The 474-nt window shown below is 55.3% G+C and carries 1 protein-coding gene; it reads left to right on the top strand.

Annotated elements, in window-relative coordinates; genetic code table 11:
- Positions 1-275: 275 nt before the first annotated feature.
- Positions 276-474 (top strand): hypothetical protein (locus BN1121_RS04790; protein ID WP_043597389.1); only part of this gene is annotated, 199 nt, incomplete at its 3' end.

Raw genomic sequence — 474 nt, 5'->3', positions numbered from 1 at the left:
CCGCCTTCGGGCGGCATTTTATTGGGGGTGAGTCGTGGCGCCGTTGTTCGAAAAACAGTCACGATCCGGCAGTGTAACGATTGTATTGGTATGAAATGCTGATTTGTTACTCTGTAGCGCCATCTTTCATCTATCGAAGAAAAAAATCTCATTGAAAGACACGTTTTACTTCCGGTTCCACAAGGATATAGTGCGCGGCGTGTCGGGCCGGAATGTGATCCGGCGCACAGGGATGGTGTCGACCATCTCTTAACCCTGATTTCGAGGAATGACTGATGAACAAAGTACTGGTAGCCGGTATTCTGGGTTTGATGTTGACCGCTTGTGGCCAGAAAGAAGAGGCCAAGGCCCCTGCCGCCGAGCCGGCGCAAGCTGCCGCTGCCGTGAGCGAAGCTGCTGCTACTGTCGAGCAGACCGCCGACAAGGCCGCCGAGAAGGTTGAGCAGGCCGCCGATGCCGCCAAGACCGACGCTG

The organism is Aeromonas diversa CDC 2478-85, from assembly GCF_000819805.1.
Lineage (GTDB): Bacteria > Pseudomonadota > Gammaproteobacteria > Enterobacterales > Aeromonadaceae > Aeromonas > Aeromonas diversa.
The sequence above is the reverse complement of the archived record's forward strand: the minus strand, read 5'-3'. Positions and strand labels throughout refer to the sequence as shown.